The organism is Methylobacterium sp. AC832 (genome assembly GCF_979256025.1).
Window position 1 is genome coordinate 65,807 of the sequence record NZ_CEEDMV010000009.1, and the last position, 17,853, is coordinate 83,659.

At 67.9% G+C, this 17,853-nt stretch carries 16 protein-coding genes; 6 read left to right on the top strand and 10 right to left on the bottom strand.

The window, feature by feature from the left end; all coding sequences use genetic code 11:
- Both modB and AC0IXR_RS22165 read right to left on the bottom strand, forming a co-directional pair.
- Entirely contained in the window at positions 1-693 is a 693-nt protein-coding gene (gene modB, locus AC0IXR_RS22160; protein ID WP_056434414.1) for a molybdate ABC transporter permease subunit, read from the bottom strand.
- A gap of 113 nt (positions 694-806) precedes the next feature.
- Complete coding sequence (locus AC0IXR_RS22165; RefSeq protein WP_056434417.1) at positions 807-995, bottom strand: hypothetical protein; 189 nt, start codon at positions 993-995, stop codon at positions 807-809.
- 138 nt (positions 996-1,133) lie between these two features.
- Between AC0IXR_RS22165 and AC0IXR_RS22170 the strand changes: the two genes are divergently transcribed.
- The 5 genes from AC0IXR_RS22170 (at position 1,134) to AC0IXR_RS22190 (ending at position 8,209) form a co-directional block, all read left to right on the top strand.
- Positions 1,134-2,051: a 50S ribosomal protein L11 methyltransferase gene (locus AC0IXR_RS22170; RefSeq protein WP_311276267.1), complete on the top strand. Its 918-nt coding sequence runs from the start codon at positions 1,134-1,136 to the stop codon at positions 2,049-2,051.
- A 43-nt stretch (positions 2,052-2,094) separates the two neighbouring features.
- Positions 2,095-3,936 (top strand): aminopeptidase P family protein, encoded by a 1,842-nt coding sequence (locus tag AC0IXR_RS22175; protein WP_471762198.1) that lies wholly within the window; start codon positions 2,095-2,097, stop codon positions 3,934-3,936.
- Positions 3,937-3,976: 40 nt separating this feature from the next.
- On the top strand, positions 3,977-5,251 hold the full coding sequence (locus tag AC0IXR_RS22180; protein ID WP_471762200.1) for an NAD(P)/FAD-dependent oxidoreductase: 1,275 nt from the start codon (positions 3,977-3,979) through the stop codon (positions 5,249-5,251).
- A gap of 142 nt (positions 5,252-5,393) precedes the next feature.
- Entirely contained in the window at positions 5,394-7,571 is a 2,178-nt protein-coding gene (locus AC0IXR_RS22185; RefSeq protein ID WP_471762201.1) for a protein-disulfide reductase DsbD family protein, read from the top strand.
- Between the two features lie 5 nt (positions 7,572-7,576).
- Positions 7,577-8,209: a redoxin domain-containing protein gene (locus AC0IXR_RS22190; RefSeq protein WP_471762203.1), complete on the top strand. Its 633-nt coding sequence runs from the start codon at positions 7,577-7,579 to the stop codon at positions 8,207-8,209.
- Positions 8,210-8,222: 13 nt separating this feature from the next.
- Here AC0IXR_RS22190 and AC0IXR_RS22195 read toward each other — a convergent pair whose 3' ends face one another.
- Positions 8,223-9,392, bottom strand: a complete 1,170-nt coding sequence (locus tag AC0IXR_RS22195; RefSeq protein WP_471762204.1) for a hypothetical protein — start codon at positions 9,390-9,392, stop codon at positions 8,223-8,225.
- 173 nt (positions 9,393-9,565) lie between these two features.
- Here AC0IXR_RS22195 and AC0IXR_RS22200 point away from each other — a divergent pair, with 173 nt between their 5' ends.
- Positions 9,566-10,798: an MFS transporter gene (locus tag AC0IXR_RS22200; protein ID WP_471762205.1), complete on the top strand. Its 1,233-nt coding sequence runs from the start codon at positions 9,566-9,568 to the stop codon at positions 10,796-10,798.
- Positions 10,799-10,955: 157 nt separating this feature from the next.
- Here the strand turns inward: AC0IXR_RS22200 and tolB are convergent, their stop codons facing one another.
- The 7 genes from tolB to AC0IXR_RS22235 form a co-directional block, all read right to left on the bottom strand.
- A complete protein-coding gene (gene tolB, locus AC0IXR_RS22205) occupies positions 10,956-12,287 on the bottom strand; it encodes a Tol-Pal system beta propeller repeat protein TolB (RefSeq protein ID WP_056434433.1) in 1,332 nt (443 codons plus the stop codon).
- Positions 12,288-12,504: 217 nt separating this feature from the next.
- Entirely contained in the window at positions 12,505-13,944 is a 1,440-nt protein-coding gene (gene tolA, locus AC0IXR_RS22210) for a cell envelope integrity protein TolA (RefSeq protein WP_471762206.1), read from the bottom strand.
- Between the two features lie 15 nt (positions 13,945-13,959).
- Positions 13,960-14,403 (bottom strand): ExbD/TolR family protein, encoded by a 444-nt coding sequence (locus AC0IXR_RS22215; protein ID WP_056434437.1) that lies wholly within the window; start codon positions 14,401-14,403, stop codon positions 13,960-13,962.
- A gap of 30 nt (positions 14,404-14,433) precedes the next feature.
- A complete protein-coding gene (tolQ, locus tag AC0IXR_RS22220) occupies positions 14,434-15,150 on the bottom strand; it encodes a protein TolQ (protein ID WP_207412235.1) in 717 nt (238 codons plus the stop codon).
- Positions 15,151-15,398: 248 nt separating this feature from the next.
- The gene (gene ybgC / locus AC0IXR_RS22225; RefSeq protein ID WP_056434442.1) at positions 15,399-15,812 is read right to left on the bottom strand and encodes a tol-pal system-associated acyl-CoA thioesterase; all 414 of its coding nucleotides are present in this window, start codon (positions 15,810-15,812) and stop codon (positions 15,399-15,401) included.
- A complete protein-coding gene (locus AC0IXR_RS22230) occupies positions 15,809-16,783 on the bottom strand; it encodes a metallophosphoesterase (RefSeq protein WP_471762208.1) in 975 nt (324 codons plus the stop codon). The genes ybgC and AC0IXR_RS22230 overlap by 4 nt, the downstream gene beginning before the upstream one ends.
- A complete protein-coding gene (locus AC0IXR_RS22235) occupies positions 16,780-17,724 on the bottom strand; it encodes a metallophosphoesterase (RefSeq protein WP_471762209.1) in 945 nt (314 codons plus the stop codon). Before AC0IXR_RS22235 ends, AC0IXR_RS22230 begins: the two co-directional genes overlap by 4 nt.
- Positions 17,725-17,853 lie beyond the last annotated feature (129 nt).

A 17,853-nucleotide genomic window follows, 5' to 3' on the forward strand; every position in this document is an offset into this window, starting at 1 on the left:
TCACCCGGTTCCAAGGCGGCGGGCGAGGCGGCGGGCCAGCAGCTCGGACACGAGAAGAGCCGTCATCGACAGCGCCACCGAGATCAGGGTGAGGCGCAAAGCACCCGCCTCCCCGCCCGGCACCTGTGTCAGACTGTAGATCGCGGATGGCAGTGTCTGGGTCTCGCCGGGGATGTTCGAGACGAAGGTGATGGTGGCACCGAACTCGCCCATCGCCTTGGCGAAAGCCAGCACCGCCCCGGCGAGAATCCCCGGCATGGCGAGCGGAAGGGTGACGGTGAGGAAAACCGCGCTCGGCCGTGCTCCGAGCGTGGCGGCCGCCTGTTCGAGGCGTCGGTCCACCGCTTCGATGGACAAGCGCATGGCCCGGACCATGAGGGGGAACCCCATGATCGCGCAGGCCAGGGCTGCTCCGGTCCAGCGGAACGAGAACACGATCCCGACCTCGGCGAGCGCCGCACCGAAGGTGCCGCGCCGCCCGAACGACAGGAGCAAAAGATATCCCGTCACTACAGGCGGCAGGATCAGGGGAAGGTGGACGAGGCCATCGAGCAGGGCGCGGCCGTGAAAACGCCCACGCGCCAGCAGCATGGCGACGAAGAGACCGGGGATCAAACTCGCCAGCGTGGCCACGGCAGCGACCCGCAGGCTGAGGCCGATGGCTGTCCATTCGTCGGGTGTCAGAGCGATCACCGGCGACGGATCAGCGCCGGCTCTCGGGGGAGAGGGTGCCTCTGCACTGGATCATGACGACGCGCGCTCCCTCATCCGCCGGAGGCGTCGTTAGCACGGAATCCTGTCCAGGATCAGGGCTTCGATACGTCGTCCTCACTCGCTGCCTGACGCTCGGCACGATGCAGCCGGCTGAGAAGCACCAGCATCGAGCCCGGGACAGGCTCGAAATTCGGCTCGGAATCCAGGAGACCCGACGTTCCGTTGCGACGGAGACGCCTGGCGGTCCTCTTGCCGACGATGGCCACGGGGGCCCGGGTCATGTTTTTCTTCTGGTTCGTACTCAACACCGCACCCTCGAACGCCACGGGGACGACAGGAGAAGCGCAGGAAAACGCCGATCGCAGCGCACGGTTCCGCGACGGTGGCGGGGAATCCTCACGGATGCTAGAGCCCCTTTCATGCTCGAAGGCCTTCACCCCAACCGTCCGACCCACGTGCTGCGCCTCCTCACCGACGAGAGGTCGGCGCGGGCCATGACCGATATCCTGGGCGAGATGTTCGACCCGACGGAGACGGCCGTCGCCGCTTTCGAGGCGGAGGATGGCAAGACCTGGCGGCTGGAGGCCTATTTCGCCGATGCGCCGGACGAGGAGATGGTCCGCGACCTGATTCGCCCCCTCGTGGGCGAACAGGCGGACGCCGCCATCTTCGAGACGATCGACCAGCAGGATTGGGTTCGAGCTTCCCTGGAGGGGCTGAATCCGGTCCGCGCCGGGCGGTTTCTCGTCCATGGCTCGCATGACCGCCACACGATACGTCCGAACGACCTCGCCATAGAGATCGAGGCGGCTCTCGCGTTCGGCACCGGGCATCACGGCACGACGCTGGGCTGCCTCAAGGCCCTGGTCGATGTCATGAAGAAAGGCCGACCGGCGCATGTGCTCGATGTGGGCACGGGCACCGGCATCCTCGCCTTCGCGGCGGCCAAGGCCCTGCACCAGCCGGTCCATGCCGGCGACCTCGACCCCGAGGCGGTCTCCACCGCCAAGGGCAATGCCCGTTTGAACGGTCTCGGCGGCCTCGTCCGGCTCTATGTCGGACCCGGCGTGCGCCATGCGAGCGCCGACCGCAGCCGCCGCTTCGATGTAGTCTTCGCCAACATCCTCGCCCGGCCCCTGAAGCGCCTCGCACCGACCCTCACCGCGACGGTGGCCGACCACGGCGTGCTCATCCTCTCGGGGCTGATCGAACGCGACGTGCCCGGCGTTCTCTCGACCTATCGTCATCGCGGCTTCCACCTGGCCCGGCATGGCCTGATCGAAGGCTGGGCGACCCTGGTGCTCAAGCGCGGCGGAGCGGCACCGCGCCCGCTCTGAGGGCGGTTGCCGCCTCGTCCGGCGGCGCGTAACTCTCGGCGCCATGAGCCGCGCCCGCTTCCAGACCTTCGACGATCCGAGCCACCGGGAGGGCGCGACGCGCATCGCCGCCCTGAGGGAGGCGATGCGGCGGGCGGGGATCGATGGGTTCGTGGTGCCCCGCGCCGACGAGCATCAGTCGGAATACGTGCCCGCGAATGCCGAACGCCTCGCCTGGCTCACGGGCTTCACCGGCTCGGCCGGCACTGCCGTGATCCTTGCCGACGAAGCGGCCCTGGTGGTGGACGGGCGCTACACGCTGCAGGCCCCCGCCCAGGTGGACACCACGATCCTCACCCCGGTTCAGCTCGCCGAAACCAGTCTCGAAGCCTGGATCGGCCGGCATCTGAGGCAGGGTTCCGTACTTGGCTACGATCCATGGCTTCACACCGCCGAGGGCGTCGCCAAATTGGAGAAGGCGGCGACCAAGGCTGGGGCCCGCATCACGCCGGTCCCTGAGAACCTCGTCGATGCAGTCTGGACCGGCAGGCCGGCCTCTCCCGCGGGCGCGGTGGTGGCGCATCCCCTCGAACTCGCCGGGGAATCCGTCGAGGCCAAGCTGAGCCGCATCCGCGAAGCGTTGGGACGCGGCGGCTGCGACGCCCTGGTGATCTCCGATCCGCACAATCTCGCCTGGGCCTTCAACCTGCGCGGCGGCGACGTGGCACATACGCCCCTGGCGCTGGGCTATGCCGTCGTCCCCCGGACGGGACGCGCCGCCCTCTACCTGACCTCGTCCGCCATTGATCCCGCCTTGCGGGACGCGCTCTCGTCCGCCGCGGACATCGCCGGGCGGGCGGATTTCGACGCCGCCCTCGCCGCTCTCGCTGCCGGAGAGTCCAGGATCAGGCTCGATTCCGCCACCGGCGCGTCGGCGCTGGCGACACTGGTGGAACAGGCCGGGGGCCGGGTCGATCCCGGCCCGGATCCGATCACGCTGATGAAGGCGGTAAAAAACGCGGGCGAGATCGCCGGATCGCGCGCGGCCCATCAACGCGACGGAATCGCAGTCACCCGCTTTCTCGCCTGGCTCTCGCGGCAGGCGCCGGGCGGCCGCCTCACCGAGATTGCCGCCGTGGAGGCTCTGGAGGATTTTCGCGGCGAGACCTGCCTGTTGCGGGACATCTCCTTCCCGACCATCTCGGGCAGCGGCCCGAACGGCGCTATCGTGCATTACCGCGTGACCCGCGACACAGACCGTACGGTCGGCGAGGGCGAACTGTTCCTCGTGGATTCGGGCGCGCAATATGCCGACGGCACCACCGACATCACCCGCACCGTTGCGATCGGCACGCCGACGGACGAGATGCGCGACCGCTTCACGCGCGTGCTCAAGGGCCATATCGCCATCGCGCGGGCAATGTTCCCGAAGGGCACCACGGGTGCGCAGATCGATTCCTTCGCCCGCGCGCCGCTCTGGGAGGCGGGGCTCGATTTCGATCACGGCACCGGCCACGGCGTCGGCGCGTTTCTCTCCGTCCATGAAGGCCCGCAGCGCATCGCCAAGACCGGCACCACCGCCCTTTCTCCCGGCATGATCCTCTCCAACGAGCCCGGCTACTACCGGGCCGGCGCCTACGGCATCCGCATCGAGAACCTCGTCCTCGTGGAAGAACGGGCGATCCCCGGCGGGGACCGGCCGATGCTCGGCTTCGAGACCCTGACGCTCGCCCCCTACGATGCCAGCCTCATCGACCTCTCGCTGCTGGACGAGGCCGAGATCGCCTGGATCGATTCGTATTACGCGCGGGTGCGGGACGCCCTGAACGCCGATCTCGACGACGAGACGCGGGTGTGGCTCGAAGCGGCGACGCGGCCTTTGCAGGCGAACGGGCGCCGCGCTTGATGACGAGGCTCATCGACATATCCACACGGGAACAGAGCCGATGACCGCCCAGACGGGTCTTCACGTGGTCGTCATCGGCTCAGGCGCGGTCGGGACGGTGAGCACCATCGAATGCCTGCGGGCGGGCCACCGGGTCACCGTGGTCGATCCCGGCCCGCCCGGCGGCGAGCAGGCGTCGAGCTATGGCAATGCCGGCTGGCTCTCGTCGCATTCGGTCATCCCGCCGGCGGAGCCCGGCATGTGGAAGCGTGTGCCCTCCTTCCTCCTCGATCCGCTCGGGCCACTCTCGATCCGCTGGGCCTACCTGCCGAAGGTGATGCTCTGGCTCACGCGGTTTCTGCTCGCCGCCTCCACGACACCCCGGATCGAGCGCACCGCCCGTGCCATGCGGACACTCCTCGTCGATGCGCCGAAGCTCCACGCGACGCTCGCCGTGGAGGCGGGGGTTCCGCAACTCGTCGAGCGGCGCGGCGTGCTGCATGTCTATCCCGACCGGGCGGCCTTCGAGCGCGAGGCGCGGTCCTGGGAGATCAGGCGCAAGGTCGGCGTCACGTGGCTCGAACTCTCGGCCGATGAGTTGCGGCTGAGGGAGCCGACCTTGCATCGGCGCTACACGTTCGGCCTCGTGGTCGAGGAGGCCGGCCATTGCCGCGATCCCGGCGGATACGTCGCCGCCCTGTCCGATCTGGCACAGGCGCGCGGGGCCGCCCGGATCGCCACCCGCGCGACCGGGTTCCGGCTTGAACGCGGGCGCCTCGCCGCCGTCACGACGGAACAGGGCGAGATACCCTGCGACCGCGCCGTCGTCGCGGCGGGCGCCCGGTCGAAGCCTCTCGCCGCGTCCCTCGGCGATCCGCTGCCATTGGAGAGCGAGCGCGGCTACCACGTCATGGTGACCGGTGCCGAGGCGGGGCCGCGCACGCCCGTCATGGCATCGGATGCCAAGATGATCGTGAACTTCATGAATGGCGGCCTGCGCGCGGCCGGTCAGGTGGAGTTCGCCGGGCTGGCGGCGGCCCCCAACTGGAAGCGCGCGGAGATCCTGCACGACCACCTGATCTCGATGTTTCCCGAATTGCCGAACCCGATACCGGCCGACCGCCTGAAGGTCTGGCTCGGCCACCGCCCGAGCATGCCGGATGGGCGGCCCTGTATCGGCACGGCGCGCAAGACCACGGATGTCGTCTACGCCTTCGGCCATGGCCATGTGGGTCTTGTCGGTTCGGCGCGGACCGGACGCCTCGTCGCCCAGCTCGTCGGCGGCGCGACACCGGAAATCCCCCTCGCGCCGTTCGATCCCCGACGCTTCCTGTGAACCTCGCAGACCCACGTGAAGCGCCCCATTGCGGCAATTCCGTCGCGGGCAATTGCGTGCCGCCGGTTTTACCCCGGCACCAAACGGCCATATCTAGGCGTCAGGGTGCCATGTTCGGTGCCCCCTCCGCCTCAAGGTTTCGATGATCCGGCTCCTCGCCCTCCTGCTCCTCGCGCTGATCGGTGCGGCTGGCGCCTCGGCGCAAGGCCTCAAGCCGCCGGCCGACCTCGTCAAGGCGAACCTCGTGGCCGAGCCGGGCGCGATCCGGGCCGGGGAACCCTTCACCATCGGTATCCGCATGGTGATGCGCCCGCACTGGCACGTCTACTGGCGCAATCCGGGCGATTCCGGTCTTTCGCCGGAAGTCGCCTGGTCGCTGCCGCAGGGCTTCACGGCGGGCGCGATCCAGTGGCCGACGCCGAGTCGCATTCCAGTGGCTCACCTGGTGAATTTCGGTTTCGAGGGTGAGACGGTGCTGCTGGCCGAGGTGACCCCGCCGGCGGTGCTGCCGCCCGGCAAGGCCGTGACACTGACGGCCAAGCTCACCTACCTCGTCTGCGAGCGCGAATGCATTCCGGGATCTGCCGACCTCAAGCTGAGTGTACCGGTGGCCGCTCCAGGAACCAGCACCGGCAGTTCGGCCACCAACATCCTGCTGTTCGAGGATGCCCGCGCGGCCCTCCCCATTCCGGCCCCCTGGCCGGTCAAACTGACGAGCGAGGGCGAAAGGCTGCTTCTCACCGCCGCCGCGCCCGACCTGAAACCGGACGCGATCCGCGACCCCGCCTTCTTCCCCTATTCCGAGACGGCGATCGAGAACGCCGCTCCCCAGACCCTGACTATCGACGACAAGGGGTTCAGCCTCAGTCTCGCGCGAGCGACACCCGGCGAGCCCGCCCCGGCGGAGCTTCCCGGCGTCCTCACCTTCGGGGAACAGACCGCCGATGGGCTGGTTCAGCGCTCCTATGCCATCGGCGAGGCGCCGGCCGCCGCTCCCACCGGGGTGATCCCCACGGCATCGGATTCCGCATCGCGAAACACTTCGCCGGAGGAGAGCCTGACCCTGTGGAGTGCGGCCGGCCTCGCCTTCCTCGGCGGGCTCCTCCTCAACCTGATGCCCTGCGTCTTTCCCGTGCTGTCGATCAAGGTGCTGAGCCTCGTCAAGCATTCGGGCGAGCCGGCCTCCCGCGTGCGCCTGCACGGTCTCGCCTATACCGCCGGCGTCCTCGCCGCCTTTCTCTCCCTGGCGGGGCTGCTCATCGCCCTCAAGGGCGCGGGCGCCGGAATCGGCTGGGGCTTCCAGCTGCAATCACCCCTCGTGGTGGCGGGCCTCGCCTACCTGCTCTTCGCGATGGGCCTCAGCCTCTCCGGTGTGGTCCATCTGGGCGGCGGAATCGCCGGGCTCGGCGATGGGCTGACCCGGCGGGCGGGGCTCGAAGGCTCGTTCTTCACCGGCATCCTGGCGACAGTGGTGGCCACCCCCTGCACCGCTCCCTTCATGGGCTCTGCGGTAGGGTTCGCACTCACGCAGGCACCGCTGGTGAGCCTCACTGTGTTTGCGAGCCTCGGCCTCGGCCTCGCTTTGCCCTTCCTCGTCCTCACTACATGGCCGGCGGCTGTACGGCGCCTGCCACGTCCGGGCGCCTGGATGGAGACGTTGAAGGGGGCGCTCGCCTTCCCGATCTACGCCACCGTGGCCTGGCTCGTCTGGGTGCTGTCGCAACAGGTCGGGTCGGCCGGGCTCCTCGCTGCGCTGATCGGCCTCGTCCTCGTGGGCCTCGCCGCCTGGGCCTGGGAGCGGGCCCGCCACGCGGGCGGGATCGGCGCCGGGCTCGCCCGCCTGACCTCCGTCGCGGCCCTGGCGGCGACGCTCGCGCTGACCTTCGGCCTCGACCAGGATCGGGCCTCGACGGATATGAGGAATGCGACGGCCGAGGGTATCACCCCGTTCACGCAGGCACGCCTCGATTCCCTCGTGGCCGAGGGCAAGCCGGTCTTCGTCAACATGACGGCGGCCTGGTGCATCACCTGCCAGGTCAACGAACGCACGGCGCTCCGCACGCAGAGCGTGGAGGCCGCGTTCAAGGCGCGTAACGTGACCTATCTCAAGGGCGACTGGACCAACCAGAACCCAGAGATCACCGCCCTCCTAGAGAAGCATGGCCGCAGCGGCGTGCCGCTCTACCTGCTCTATACCGGCACCGGCGAGCCCATCGTGCTGCCGCAGATCCTGACATCGGGAATCGTCCTCGACGAACTCTCCAAGATCCCTGAGAATACCGCTAACCAGCGCGCCGCCCTGGAAACCACGAAAAGGTGAGAGCCATGGCCCTGCCCCGCCGGATGTTTCTCGGAGCCGCCATCGCCGCCGCGCTGGCCGGTCCACTGTGCATGCACGCAGCGATGGCGGCAGGCCCACAGGTGGGTAAACCCGCTCCCCTCTTCACCGGCACGGATGCCGATGGCCGGACCGTCCGGCTCGAGGATTACAAGGGCAAGACCGTCGTCCTCGAATGGACCAACCACGATTGCCCCTTCGTGATGAAGCATTACGGTGGCCAGGCGATGCAGGCCCTGCAGAAGAAGTGGACCGAGGCCGGGATCGTCTGGCTGTCGGTCATCTCGTCTGCTCCCGGCGAGCAGGGCGCGGTGGACGGGCAGGCAGCGAACCGTCTGACACAGACCCGCGGCGCCTCCCCCACCGCTGTCATCCTAGACCCAACCGGCACGATCGGTCGGGCTTACGCTGCCCGGACGACGCCGCACATGTTCATCGTCTCGGGAGACGGAACCCTGCTCTTCCAGGGCGGCATCGACGATAAGCCCTCCGCCAATCTCGACGATCTCAAGACCGCAAAGAACTACGTGGACCTTGCCCTCAACGAGATCGCCGCCGGCAGACTGGTGAGCGTGAAGACTGCAAAGCCCTATGGCTGCACGGTGAAATACGCCTCGTAGGGACGCCACCCCGTCACGAGAAATCTTCGGTGACGATCCGCGCCCAGGTCTCGCCGGCGATACCGCCGAGAAACACGTTACCGCCGCGAAGTGTCGCCGCCACCTCCGGATCGCGCGTCCAGGCAATCGTTCCCATGATGTGGTGATAGAGCAGGCCCTTCTGGCGGAAGAGCCCCTTCATCAGGTCGGGTGAGGTCGCCCCGCGTACGGCCACGGCCCCGAATTCAGCCGCATCGACGAACATCTGGCCGACGACGAGTTCCTCGCGGTTGGGCAGTGCCAAGATCTGGAGCGCATAGGCGACGCCGTCGCGGCGGGCGTAGAGGAGATACAACCCGATCCGGCGGCCGATCCGATCCACCACCTCGCGAATTTGGAGGAGACCATACTTGGTCTGGAGACCAGCCTGTTCGACGAACCAGCCGAGTTCGGCCGGGTCCGGCTTGAGATCGTAGTGAGCGAGGAAGGGACGGGCGGCCTCTGCGAAATCGGCGGCGGTGATGGGGCGCGAGACGATACCGTCGGGGCGCGGGGAGCCGAAGGGCAGGAATCGCCGGAGCACGCTATCCGCCACGCGGGCGATCGGGATGGTCCAGCGCGCGAGCCGGGGCAGGCGCTTACCCAGGAAATACGCCGCCGTCCCCGCGGGCCGGTGGATCTTCACCCATTCCAGGCTCTGCGCCGGCAGGATCACGAAGCGGGTGGCACGGGCGATATCGAGGGACGTGCGGTTGGCGGTGTCGGTGAAGAGGAGGTCGAAATCGCGGGCGGTGACGCCCCGGATGAGGCTGACGCCGATGCCGGGGTTGTTGTCGGGATCGGCGGCCATGTAGGCGCTGAGAATGCCGGCGCGCAGGGTCCGCTCCCCGACGACCATGGTCATGGAGATGACGCCCATGAAACCGTTCACGGCCCCGTTCCGATCCAGATGGACGATGGAGCCGGTGCCCTCGGTATAGCCGGGCGAATCGAAATAGGTCGCTTCCAGGCAGGCCGCGAGCTTGGCCGCCTGATAAGTCTTGCCGAGGCGGAACGTCTGCGAGAACAGGTGACAGACCTGCGGAATATCGCTCCTCTGGAACGCACGGATCGAGCCGCGTGAAGACGAAGCCACGATATTTTGAACGTCAGCCGGAAGCTGAGCTTGGCCTTCCGGGTTCAGCCCAAGGCTAGTTTGGTTCATGCTGGCACAACCCGATGACGCTCCGTCCCGACCAGCAATTATTCGGCCGATAGATTAGCAATTCGACAAGGCCGCACTTCGCATGCGGCATAGCTGCGGCATCACTGTCGCACCCTCGGCGTTGTAGAGACGATGCGGTGCGGCTCTCCCTTCACGCCCTTGGCCCATCCCTCATGACAGCATCCGCCGCGCCCCGCTGGTCGGTCTTCCGCAACGGCGATTTCCGACTGTACGGAGCCGCACGGTTCCTCACCGGCCTCGCCTACCAGATGCAGGCCGTGGCGGTGGGATGGTTCGTCTACGACCTGACCCGCTCGGCTCTCGCCCTCGGCCTCGTGGGGCTCGCGAGCTTCCTCCCGGCGATGCTCTCCGCCCTGATCACCGGGCACGTGGCCGATACCTACGACCGGCGTCTGGTGACGGCGATCGCCTATGCGACCCTCGCCGCGGCCGATCTCGGCCTCGTTGCCATCGCCCTGTCCGGCACCGGTTCGATCTGGCCCATCTATGCCCTCGTCGTGGTCATCGGCACGTCGCGCGCCTTCGCCAACCCGGCGCTCCAGGCACTTCTTCCGACCCTGGTGCCGCGCCCCCTGTTCGGATCGGCCATCGCCTGGAACGCCTCGCTCTGGCAGAGCGCGTCGATCCTCGGCCCGGCCGCTGGTGGGTTTCTCTACATGCTCGGCCCTGCGGCGGTGTTCGGGGCGGCGGCGGCGAGCTTCGCCCTGGCGAGCGCCCTCGTGGTCGCGATCCGCTTTCGCCCCGCTGCTGTGATGGAGCGTCCACCCGTGACCTGGGCCACCCTCTCGGCTGGCCTGTCCTACATCCGCTCGCAGCCGGTGGTGCTCGGCGCGATCAGCCTCGATCTCGTGGCCGTGCTGCTGGGAGGAGCGACCGCCCTGCTGCCGATCTTCGCCGCCGAGATCCTTCATGTCGGCCCCCTTGGGCTCGGCGCATTGCGAAGCATGCCAGCGGCCGGTGCGGTGGTCACCGCCATCCTCCTCGCCTATCGCCCCCTCGAACGCCATGCCGGCCAGCGGATGCTGCAGGCGGTGGCCGTCTTCGGCGTCGCCATCACGGCGTTCGGCCTGTCCACATCCCTCCCGCTCTCGATGGCCTGCCTGTTCGTCACGGGGGCGGCCGACATGATCAGCGTCTACGTGCGGCAGACCTTCGCCCAGGGTGAGACGCCCGATTCCATGCGCGGACGGGTCTCGGCAGTGAACACGGTGTTCATCGGCGCCTCCAACGAACTCGGCGAGTTCGAATCCGGCACGCTCGCCACCCTCGTCGGCGCGGTACCCGCCGTGGTGGCGGGCGGGCTCGCGACGATCCTCGTGGCGGTGCTGTGGGGCCGCCTGTTCCCGGCGCTCAAGGCGGGGGACCGATTGCTGCCGGCGGAGTGATCGGGACGCCGTAGCCCCGGGGTACGCATCCCCGCCACGTCCTGTGGTGGCATTATCCCTTTCCCGTCACGCAAGGGCTCGGTAAGGGATAATGCCTTTCGACGGAAGCACTTGGCTTGGGGGGAATGCCGGTCGAGATCGTCGCCAGCCGCTCCCCCTACTTCCCCGCCAGCAGCGGCGACCAGGTGGGGTCGGAGGCGTAGGACGGCGTCGGGACGGGCTGTTCCACCTTGCCGGTGATGTCGACCATGTAGAGCTTGCCGCCGCCCTGGCCGCCGGGATCGCGGAAGAACAGGACGTACTGGCCATTGGGCGCGAAGGTCGGTCCTTCGTTGTGGAAGCCTTCCGTGAGCACGCGCTCGCCCGAACCGTCCGGCTTCATCACGCAGATGGCGAAACCGCCCTTGCGCTGGCGGGTGAAGGCGATGAGGTCTCCCTTGGGCGACCAGGCCGGTTGCGAGGCCGAGCCCTCGCCGAAGGAGATACGGGTCGGGTTCGAGCCGTCGGCGCCCATCACGTAGATCTGCTGCGAGCCGCCGCGATCCGATTCGAAGACGATCTGCCGCCCATCCGGCGAATAGGTCGGCGAGGTGTCGATGGCGTTGCCGTTGGTGATCGGCGTCTGCGCCTTCGAGCCGAGATCCATCTTGACGATGTCGGCGTTGCCGCCCTGCTGTACGCTCATGACGAGGTGGTGACCGTCCGGCGCGAAGCGCGGGCTGGTGCTCATCGAATCCATCCGGCCGATGGCCTGGCGCGCGCCGGTCTCGAGGTTGATCACCTGGACACGCGGCTGCTGGCCGGTGGACTGGGTCATGAACGCGATGTCCTGCGTCGAGGGCGAGTAGCGCGGCGCCACCACGGCGGATTCGCCGTTGGTGAGGGCGCGAACATTGGCGCCGTCCTGGTCCATCACCATCAGGCGCTTGCGGCGGTTCTCCTTCGATCCGGATTCGTCGACGAAGGCGATGCGGCTGTCGAACCAGCCGCCGAGTCCGGTGATCTTGGTATAGACCACGTCGGAGATGAGGTGGCCGGTGCGGCGCGCATTGGCGACATCCGCGCCGTATTGCTGACCGGTGAGCTGCTGGCCCGAGGTCACGTCCCAGAGCCGGAATTCAACCTTGAGCTTGCCCGAAGGATCACGCCCGACCCGGCCGGTAATGAGAGCCTGGGCACCGGCGGCACGCCACTTGTCGAAGCCCGGCACCGCATCGAATCCGGGGTTCTCCGGAAACTTCCCCTTCTCCAGGGGCACGAAATAGCCGGACCGCCTCAGATTGTTCGTGACCACGCTCGACACCAGCAGGCCAAGGCTCGGATCGCCGGAGAAATCGGCCACCGCGATGGGCATCGGCTGGAACGAGCCGCCGCCGATCCGCAGGTTCAGCTGCGCCTGGGCGGGCACGGCGAAGGCGAGCACGAGGGCCAGCACCGCGAGGAGCGACGCCAGGGGCGAGGCGAGCCGCCGGTGGAGAATGTCGGTCATGAAGAGATTCCGAAAACCTTGAACAGGGATTCTGGGAGCGTCGGTTCTTCCTATCCTCGACCTCACCCTGAGATGTCCGCGTCAGCGGGCCTCGAAGGAGATTTCCAGACAGCACGAGGGCCCTGGATGCCTCCTTCGAGGCCTTCGCTCACGCTTCGGCACCTCAGGTTGAGGGAGAGGGATTGGACGAATCCGAAGGAAGGATCACCGATCTGTATCACACCCGCGAGAACTCGAATTCCGCGTTGATCGCCTTCCAGTCGTCATAATACGGCGCGAACTGGGGCGGGATCTTGTAGGGTGCACAGCGCTTCACGGCACGAAGCGCGGCCTCGGCGAGGGAGCGGTCCACGGCGTTGGCGCCACCGCGCATGATCCGCGGCTCGGTGCTCAGCGAACCGTTGGCCGAGAGGCGGATATCGAGCATCGGCAGCACCACGCCCTGCGACGCGCCGGGGGGCGCCGAGTAGCAGCGCTCGATCTGCTGGGTCAGCATTCCGATCAGCGAATCGCGCATGGAGGGCGACAAACGCTGCGAGGTGCCGCTTGCGGCTCCCAGCGAGGCCGTGCGCTGGACCTCGTGGCCGGTAGCGCCGGTGGATTGCGAGGGCGCCCGCGAGGCGAGCAGCTGCTTGATGTCGCCGGAATTGAACTTGTCGGCGAGCTCGGCCTGCTTCTTCGCCTTGGCCTCCGCGTCGGCCTTGGCGCGCGCATCCGCCATGGCTTTCGCCTTGGCCTTGGCGGCGGCATCTGCCCTGGCCTTCGCTTCGGCCTGGGCCTTGGCATCCGCAGCGGCTTTGGCCTCCGCGACGGCCTGCTGACGTTCGGCCTCGGCCTTCGCCTTCGCTTCGGCCTTGGCTTCCGCCTCGGCTTCGGCCTTCTCCGCCTTGGCGAGCGCTTCGGCCTTGGCCTTCGCATCGGCCCGCGCCTTCGCCTCGGCCAGAGCTTTGGCTTCGGCCTGGGCCTTGGCTTCCGCCAGGGCCTTGGCTTTCTCGGCCTTGGCGGCTTCCGCCTTGGCGATGGCCTCGGCCTCCTGGCGCTCGATGAGCTCGGCGAGTTTCTCGCGCTTCTCGGCCTCGACCTTGGCGGCCTTCACTGCCTCGGCCTTGGCTTCAGCCTTGGCCGCTTCCGCCTTGGCAGCCTCGGCCTTGGCAGCCTCGGCCTTGGCGGCGGCCTTAGCCTCAGCCTTAGCTTCCGCCGCAGCCTTGGCTTCTGCTGCTTTCGCGGCCTCGGCTTTGGCGGCTTCCTTGGCGAGCTTCGCCGCTTCGGCCTTGGCGGCGGCCTCTGCCGCTTCCTTCTCGGATTCGTGATCGGGCATGCGCAGGGGCATCTCCTCGGCGCTGGCGACCTTCATGTCGGCCGGGCGTTTCGGCGGCGCGGGCGCATCGACCTTGGCATTCTCGGGCTCGCGCTCCTCGACCTTCTCCGCGACCTTGTCGGCGCGGGGCTTGGCGTCGGGCATCGGCTTGTCGGCGTTCTTCTCGCCCTTGGTCAGTTCCGAGAATTGCTGCTCGGTCATCACCTCCACTGGCACACCCTCCTGGGCGTCGGGCAGGGCGGGAGCGGCGACGGACATCAGCGCCACGGTGAGCACGGCGACATGCACGCCGCTCGACACCCAGACGCCCGGTTCCCGGAATTTGGAGGGAAGCTTCACGATCCGCCGCGCCCGTTACTTCTGGTCCGGCTCGGTGACGAGGGCGACCTTCTTGAAGCCGCCTCCGGTCACGATCGCCATCACCTGGGCCACGCGGCCATAATCCACCCGTTTGTCGCCGCGCACGAAGACCCGCTCCTCGAAGCCGGATTTTGAGGTCTCCACCAGCTTCGGCACGATGGTGTCGTCGGTGAGTTCGGCCTCGCCCATGAAGACCTGGCCGGTCTGGCGGATCGACAGGGTCACCGGCGTCGAATCAGAGTTGAGAGGGCTCGCCTTGGATTGCGGCAGGTCAAGGGGAACGCCCACCGTCATCATCGGCGCGGCCACCATGAAGACGATCAGCAGCACGAGCACGACGTCGATGAACGGCGTCATGTTGATCTCGTTGATGGCGCCGCCGCGGCGCGCACGACGCCGCCTGCTTCCACCCTGCGCCGCTCCGTGGGCCATGCCCATGATCGTGCCTCGCTCTGTTGTCGGTCGGGATCAGGCGGCGAGCGACAGGCGCTCGTCGATCTGACGCGAGAGGATGGCGGAGAACTCGTCGGCGAAGCCCTCGAGCCGCGACTGGGCCTTGGACACGTTCGACTGCAGCTTGTTGTAGGCGAGCACCGCGGGAATGGCCGCGAACAGGCCGATGGCAGTGGCGAACAGGGCCTCGGCGATACCGGGTGCGACCACGGCCAGAGACGTGTTCTTCGAAGCCGCAATGGCCGTGAAGGAGGTCATGATGCCCCAGACCGTGCCGAACAGCCCGACATAGGGACCGGCAGAACCGATGGAGGCGAGAAAGAGCAGGCGCGACTCAAGACGCTCGACCTCGCGCTGGATGGTGACGTCGAGCACTTTGTCGATGCGCTGGGACAGGCTCTGGATCTGCCGGCCGGAGCCCTCGAACGAGCGCTTCCATTCGCGCATGGCGGCGACGAACAGGGCGCCGAGATTGGTGGCAGGCCGGTCGTTGAACGAGCGGTAGAGTTCTTCCAGCGAACGGCCGGACCAGAACGCCTCCTCGAACGCGTCCATCTCGGTCTTGGTGCGGCGGAACAGCAGGGTCTTGTCGACGATGATGGCCCAGCACCAGACGGAGCAGCCGAGCAGGCCCACCATCACCAGCTTCACCACGAGATGGGCGTGCCAGAACAGGTTGAACAGGCTCATGTCCGGCGGCGGCAGCGCCTGCATGGCATCGGCGGGATTCATGCGTTCGTCCTCGTCCCGGGTCGACCGGGCGGTCGACTCCCGCGCTCCACCTGACCCGGGCGGTATGTTCCCCAGATCGCTGGTGAATCTGTCGAAAGTATGGGGTGCATCGCAAAATGCACGCCGCACCTTCCTCGTCCGTCAAGGTTAATGAACCATGAGGAAGCGTCGGATTCTCTCTCGCCGGACCTCTCGCTGTCCTGGGCACATCGCTTAACCGACGGAAAGCCAGGCCGGCCCGCGAGAGCCTAAAGCGACGGGCTCTCGAAACGCTGGGACATGGCCCGGCGGAGGCTGTCCGGAAGGCGCACGGCGCGGCCATCCCGCACCGCCGCCACGGTGACCTCGGCCTTCAGCAGGACCTCGTCGCCGCGCCGCACTTCCTGGATCATCGGCATCGAAGCGCCGCGCAGTTCGACGACGGTGGTCATGATGGCGAGCATGTCGTCCATCCGCGCTGGCTTCAGGAAGTCGAGCACCATGCGCCGGACGACGAAGATCAACCCGGCATCGCGCTGCAGATCGACCTGCTCCATGGCGAGGGCACGAAGCAGCTCGGTGCGGCCGCGCTCCATGTAGCGCAAGTAATTGGCGTGATAGACGAAACCGGAAAAATCGGTGTCCTCGTAATAGACGCGGATATCGATGCGATGAGAGGTCATGCGATGGCTTCCGAGGACAGGTCGACCACGACGATCTCGGGGGGAACGCCGAAGCGAACCGGCGCGATGCTGTTGCCGAGGCCGCCGGAGACGACGAGATCCGCCTGCTCGCGGACATGGCCGTAGGCGTAACGGTTGGCGTAGCGCGACGGAACCACGGGAGAATAGCCGAACAACCGCACCTGCCCGCCATGGGTATGGCCGGACAGGGTCAGCGCCACATGAGCCGGCACTTGCGGGAAGATGTCCGGCTCATGCGCCAGCAGGATCGTCGGTGCGCCCTGCGGCACGGCGGCGAGCGTCCTGTCGAGATCGTCGACCCCGATACGGGCATGGCCGTGGCGCTTGGCGCCCGGAAGGAGGGCGAGCTGGTCGCCCAAACCCGCGAGCCAGAACCCGCGCCCGTCCTTTTCCAAGCGGATCGCCTCGTTGTCGAGGACGCGGATGCCCGTGCGCGTCAGGGCCTCACCGGCGATGGTCGGGCCGGCGCCACGTGCCTGTGCCGTACGATCCTCCCACCAATCGTGATTGCCGAGGATGGCGAAGGTGCCCAGCGGCGCCCTGAGGCGGCCGAGTTCGGGCGCCCATTCGGCGGCCTCGACGGTGCGAGTGACGAAGTTCTGCCCGGTGACGTAGTCGCCGAGGAGCACCGTCAGGTCGCCGCCGAGCGCATTGGCGGTCTCGACGATCCCGGCGATGCGGGCAGCACTCATCCACGGCTCGCAGGCATGGATGTCGGCCAGCGCCACGATGCGGAGCTTCAGCCCGGCAGGCCAGTGGCCCTTCGGCGTGATGGCGTAGCGCGTCACCGACAGGCGCATGGGCTCGATGCAGACGCCGTAGGCCGCCGTCGCACTTCCTGCGAGGGCCATGCCGCCGAGGCCGGCGAGAACCGTCCGGCGCGTGATCCTCACCGCTTGTGTCCTGGAGGGCAGAGTCTCCTCGCCGATCCGATCGTCAACCGGGTTCATGCCATGGGCTCCGAGGACAGGTCGACCACCACGATCTCTGGCGGAACCCCGAAGCGCACCGGCAGGCCGCTCATGCCTAGGCCACCGGAAACCACGAGGTCGGTCTGCTCGCGCACATGGCCATAGGCATAGCGACGCCCATAACGGGAGGGGACGACGGGGGCGTAGCCAAGGAACCGGACCTGTCCGCCATGGGTATGGCCCGAGAGAGTGAGGGCCACATGGGCGGGCACCTGCGGGAAGATGTCCGGCTCGTGGGCGAGGAGGATGGAGGGCGCGCCGTCGGGGATGGCGGCGAGGGTGGCCGGCAGGTCGTCGCTGCCCTTCCGGGGGAGACCGAAACGCCACCATGTGCGCTCGAAGCTCAGTTGATCGCCGAGCCCGGCGAGCCAGACTTCGTGTCCCCTCAACCGAAGCGGCAACGCCTCGTTCTCGAGCACGCGGATGCCGGCGCGGGTCAGAGCCTCCCCGGCAAAGGTCGGGCCGTGCCCTCGCTCGCAGGCGGCGCGATCCGCCCACCAATCGTGATTGCCCAGGATGGCATAGGTGCCGAGGGGCGCCTTCAACGCCCCGAGGACGGGCGCCCAATCGGCGGAGTCCACGATGCCGGCGAGCCGGTCCATGCCACTCACGTAGTCGCCGAGCAGCACGATCACGTCACCGCCGATGCCGTTGGCCGCCTCGACGATCCGCCGAATATGCGCGGGGGTCATGAACGGATCGCAGGCATGGACGTCGGAGACGGCGACGATCCGCAGGGACAGTCCCGCCGGCCACGGCGCCATCGGGGTGATCCGGTAGTGCGTGATGGCGAGACGCATCGGCTCGACCCCGATCCCGTAGGCCGCCGTGCCGCTGCCCGCCAACGCCATTGCCCCGAGGCCGAGCACGACGGTGCGGCGGGTGATCCGGACCGGGGAGGATGCGGGGTCGGAGCTCATGGGGTGGAGGTCGCTTTTCGGCCGGTTCTATCGCAGAGGACTTGCTGTTCGGACCGACGTTAGCCCCCGTCTTCCCGCCCACGGGGAGAGGGGATGTGCACACATCGTCTCACTTCAAACACGCTGCCC

Coding starts and splice junctions, on each gene's coding strand:
- AC0IXR_RS22230 (WP_471762208.1), bottom strand. CDS start 16,783: ATGAACCCGGTTGACGATCGGATCGGCGAGGAGACTCTGCCCTCCAGG.
- AC0IXR_RS22170 (WP_311276267.1), top strand. CDS start 1,134: ATGCTCGAAGGCCTTCACCCCAACCGTCCGACCCACGTGCTGCGCCTC.
- AC0IXR_RS22200 (WP_471762205.1), top strand. CDS start 9,566: ATGACAGCATCCGCCGCGCCCCGCTGGTCGGTCTTCCGCAACGGCGAT.
- AC0IXR_RS22235 (WP_471762209.1), bottom strand. CDS start 17,724: ATGAGCTCCGACCCCGCATCCTCCCCGGTCCGGATCACCCGCCGCACC.
- AC0IXR_RS22195 (WP_471762204.1), bottom strand. CDS start 9,392: ATGAACCAAACTAGCCTTGGGCTGAACCCGGAAGGCCAAGCTCAGCTT.
- AC0IXR_RS22215 (WP_056434437.1), bottom strand. CDS start 14,403: ATGGGCATGGCCCACGGAGCGGCGCAGGGTGGAAGCAGGCGGCGTCGT.
- tolB (WP_056434433.1), bottom strand. CDS start 12,287: ATGACCGACATTCTCCACCGGCGGCTCGCCTCGCCCCTGGCGTCGCTC.
- AC0IXR_RS22185 (WP_471762201.1), top strand. CDS start 5,394: ATGATCCGGCTCCTCGCCCTCCTGCTCCTCGCGCTGATCGGTGCGGCT.
- tolQ (WP_207412235.1), bottom strand. CDS start 15,150: ATGAATCCCGCCGATGCCATGCAGGCGCTGCCGCCGCCGGACATGAGC.
- AC0IXR_RS22165 (WP_056434417.1), bottom strand. CDS start 995: ATGACCCGGGCCCCCGTGGCCATCGTCGGCAAGAGGACCGCCAGGCGT.
- ybgC (WP_056434442.1), bottom strand. CDS start 15,812: ATGACCTCTCATCGCATCGATATCCGCGTCTATTACGAGGACACCGAT.
- AC0IXR_RS22175 (WP_471762198.1), top strand. CDS start 2,095: ATGAGCCGCGCCCGCTTCCAGACCTTCGACGATCCGAGCCACCGGGAG.
- AC0IXR_RS22190 (WP_471762203.1), top strand. CDS start 7,577: ATGGCCCTGCCCCGCCGGATGTTTCTCGGAGCCGCCATCGCCGCCGCG.
- AC0IXR_RS22180 (WP_471762200.1), top strand. CDS start 3,977: ATGACCGCCCAGACGGGTCTTCACGTGGTCGTCATCGGCTCAGGCGCG.